The 3,254-nt window shown below is 72.3% G+C and carries 4 protein-coding genes; 3 read left to right on the top strand and 1 reads right to left on the bottom strand.

Annotated elements, in window-relative coordinates:
* Nucleotides 1–95 (top strand): adenosylhomocysteinase (locus ACZ4M3_RS35335; protein WP_351857368.1); only part of this gene is annotated, 95 nt, incomplete at its 5' end.
* Nucleotides 96–195: 100 nt separating this feature from the next.
* Complete coding sequence (locus tag ACZ4M3_RS35330; RefSeq protein ID WP_467739741.1) at nt 196–813, top strand: hypothetical protein; 618 nt, start codon at nt 196–198, stop codon at nt 811–813.
* Between the two features lie 23 nt (nt 814–836).
* On the opposite strand, the gene ACZ4M3_RS35325 is transcribed toward ACZ4M3_RS35330, so the two are convergent.
* Nucleotides 837–1,739 carry an RDD family protein gene (locus ACZ4M3_RS35325; RefSeq protein ID WP_467739739.1) on the bottom strand — a complete coding sequence of 301 codons (903 nt, stop codon included), beginning with the start codon at nt 1,737–1,739 and terminating at the stop codon, nt 837–839.
* 113 nt (nt 1,740–1,852) lie between these two features.
* Here ACZ4M3_RS35325 and ACZ4M3_RS35320 point away from each other — a divergent pair, with 113 nt between their 5' ends.
* Nucleotides 1,853–2,860 (top strand): stage II sporulation protein M, encoded by a 1,008-nt coding sequence (locus ACZ4M3_RS35320; RefSeq protein ID WP_467739737.1) that lies wholly within the window; start codon nt 1,853–1,855, stop codon nt 2,858–2,860.
* Nucleotides 2,861–3,254 lie beyond the last annotated feature (394 nt).

Genomic DNA, 3,254 nt, shown 5'->3' with positions numbered 1-3,254 from the left:
TGGGCGTCAAGCTCACCACCCTGCGCCCGGAGCAGGCCGCGTACATCGGCGTCAAGGTCGAGGGCCCGTACAAGCCCGACCACTACCGCTACTGATCCCCACCGATCACGCAGCACTCCAGGCAGGCCCCCGGCACACCCGCCGGGGGCCTGCCCCGTACCCGAGACGCCTCCTCCCAGAAACGAACGTGCGCCCATGCCCCGCGGCCGCTATTCGCTCCACGACCCGCACGACCACACCCCGCTCGGCGAGGAGCACTTCCACTGCGCACCCGGCCCCTCCGGCTGGCGCTACGTCTCCCAGCTGACCGCCCCGAACGGCGACCACCGCGGCTCCGTGGACCTGGCCATCGACGAACTCGGCCGCCCCATCCGCATGGAGGTCAACGCCGCGAGCTGGCAGGTCCGCGGCGCCGCCATCGACGGCGTCACCTGGGTCCGCACCGACCCCACCGGCACCGAGGCCAGCGAGGGCAACGTCCACGCCCCCGGCTTCACCGGCACCTCCCCGGCCTTCCTCATCGCGACGGCCCGCCTGCTGCGCCTCACCCCCGGAGCCCCCGCCACCCGCGTCCGGCTCGTCGCCCTGACCGACCCGGTCCTGGCGCCCCGCACCGTCGACCAGGCCTGGGCGCTGACCGGCCGTACCGAACACGCCACCGACAGCGGCCCGCTCCAGGTGGACGAATACCGGGTCAGCGCGCTCGACACCGGCGAGGTGCACACCCTGCACATCGCCGGCGACGTGGTCCTCTCCGCCCCGGGCATCGAGCTGGAACACCTGGAGACCCCGCCCTCGGCCTTCGAGGACTGACGCCCGGCCGAATCCCCCAGCCGTCAGGCGGGCGGCGCGAACCCGGTCCCGCCGGTGCGCCCGGGCGCCGCGGCGGGCGGCACATACGGCGCGGGCGGCACGTACGGCGCCGGGCCCTGCACGGGCGGTCCCGCGGCCGCGGGACCGTAGGCCACGGGCGGGGCCAGGTACCCGGCGGCGGGCCGCAGCGCCCGGGCCGCGTCCCGGCTCTGCCGCTCGTGCACCACGGCCATCAGGAACGCGGCAGCCGGCACCCCGGCCGGCGGCGGAGTCCCCGTCCGCGCCACCACCTCGTCCGCCAGCTTCGCCGCCATCGCGGCGCCCATCGCCGGGTCCAGCTGGTTCATCCGGGTCAAGTACTGCCGTACCGCCAGCCACAACCCGTCGGGTACCGCCGACAGGTCCAGCCCCGAGAACCGCCCGGCCAGCCACGGCGGCGGCGCGGGCACCGGCATCACCCGCGCCCCGGGCACCCGCTCCCGGACCACCAGCGTCCCCGCGAACACGTCGCCGACCCGCCGCCCCCGCTCGGACACCAGCGAGGCGATGCACGCCACCGTGCCGAAGGTCATCTGCAACTCCACGACCCCCATGGCCCCCCGCACCAATGCGTGCCGGAACCGGATCGGCCCGCCGTCCTCCCGCACCACCCGCAGCCCGCAGGCCAGCTTCCCCAACGACCGGCCGTGGCTCAGCGTCTCCACCGCGATCGGCACCCCGACCAGGACCAGCAGGAACAGCGCCACCTGCACGGCCGCCCGCGCCGCCTCGTCCAGCGAAGCCGTCGCGAACACCACCCCGAGGGACACGACCACGTACCCGACGACGTACACGAGCGAGTCCAGCAGGACCGCCAGGGCCCGGCTCGGCAGCCTCGCCGGCCGCAATCCCAGGACGACCGCGTCCCCCGTCACCAGATCGCTCACTGATGCGCACCCTTCCCGTGACCTGACCCGCCCCTGTGCCGGTCAGTCTGCCAAGCTGACCACTACAGCAGTAGCCAGCAGCGGGTGGCCGGGGCAGGGGAGCGGAAAACCGGATGGATGTCGACGTCTTCGTGGCGGCCCACCAGGCCCAGTGGGCCCGTCTGGAGCAGCTCCTCGGCCGTGGCCGCCGGCTCACCGGAGCGGAGGCGGACGAACTCGTCGCGCTGTACCAGCGCACCTCCACCCATCTCTCCCTGATCCAGTCCAGCGCCCCGGACCCGATGCTCGTCGGCCGCCTCACCCAGCTCGTCGCCCGCGCCCGCGCCACGGTGACCGGGGCCCGCCGGGCCGGCTGGCGCGACGCGGCACGCTTCTTCACCGCCGGCTTCCCCGCGGCCGTCTACCGCAGCCGCCGCTGGTGGATACCGACGGCGGTGCTGTCCGTCGCGGTCGGCGTCCTCATCGGCTGGTGGATCGCCACCCATCCGGAGGTCCAGGCCGCGATGGCGGCGCCCGCGGACCTGAAGAAGATGACCCGGCCCGGCGGCGAGTACGAGACGTACTACTCCAGCCACCCCGCGGCATCCTTCGCGGCGCAGGTCTGGACGAACAACGCGCAGGCGGCGGCGATATGCCTGGTCCTCGGCGCGTTCCTGGGACTCCCCGTGCTGTGGATCCTGTTCCTCAACATGGCCAACCTCGGCGCGGGCCTCGGCCTGATGGCCTCCGCCGGACGCCTGGACGTCTTCCTCGGCCTGATCCTCCCGCACGGCCTGCTCGAACTGACGGCGGTCTTCGTCGCCGCCGGCACCGGCCTGCGCCTCGGCTGGACGGTCATCGACCCGGGTCCCCGCACCCGCCGCGCGGCCCTCGCGGAAGAGGGCCGCGCCGCCCTCGGCATGGCGCTCGGCCTGGCCTTCGTCCTCTTCGTCTCGGGCCTGATCGAGGGCTTCGTGACCCCGTCGGACCTGCCCACCTGGGCCCGCATCACCATCGGCATCGCCGCCGAAGCGGCGTTCCTGACGTACGTCTACGTCCTGGGCGGCCGGGCCGCGCGGGCAGGCGAGGCGGGCGACGTGGAGGCAGCGGACCAGACGGCGACGCTCCCCACCGCGGCCTGATGTGCGCAGGGGCCGCCGGAGCTGCTAGTCTCCTCGCCTGTCCCGCAAACACTGTTGACACGGTGGGAGCGGGGAGGTAGATTCAAACGGTTGCCCGAACCGGACAGGTTCGGACGTGATGGTTTAAAATCTCTCTCGCCCCAGGAATTGAATTCCAAGTGGGCACTGCCGTCTCATCACCCAAGCTTCGAAGCCGGGAAATCCGGTGGAAAAGTTCTGATAGAGTCGGAATCGCCGGAAAGGGAAACGCGAAAGCGAAGAACTGGAAAGCGAAACCCGCTTCGACCGGGAATCGGATCCGAAAGAGTCTGATAGAGTCGGAAACGCAAGAACGAAAAGAAGAACAAAGGAAGCGCCCGGAGGAAAACCCGCGAGGGTGAGTACAAAGGAAGCG

The sequence above is a fragment of the Streptomyces sp. NPDC026522 genome (assembly GCF_055567555.1).
Note: the sequence above shows the minus strand (reverse complement) of the source record. Positions and strands in the feature narration are given on the sequence as shown.

Coding starts and splice junctions, on each gene's coding strand:
- ACZ4M3_RS35330 (WP_467739741.1), top strand. CDS start 196: ATGCCCCGCGGCCGCTATTCGCTCCACGACCCGCACGACCACACCCCG.
- ACZ4M3_RS35320 (WP_467739737.1), top strand. CDS start 1,853: ATGGATGTCGACGTCTTCGTGGCGGCCCACCAGGCCCAGTGGGCCCGT.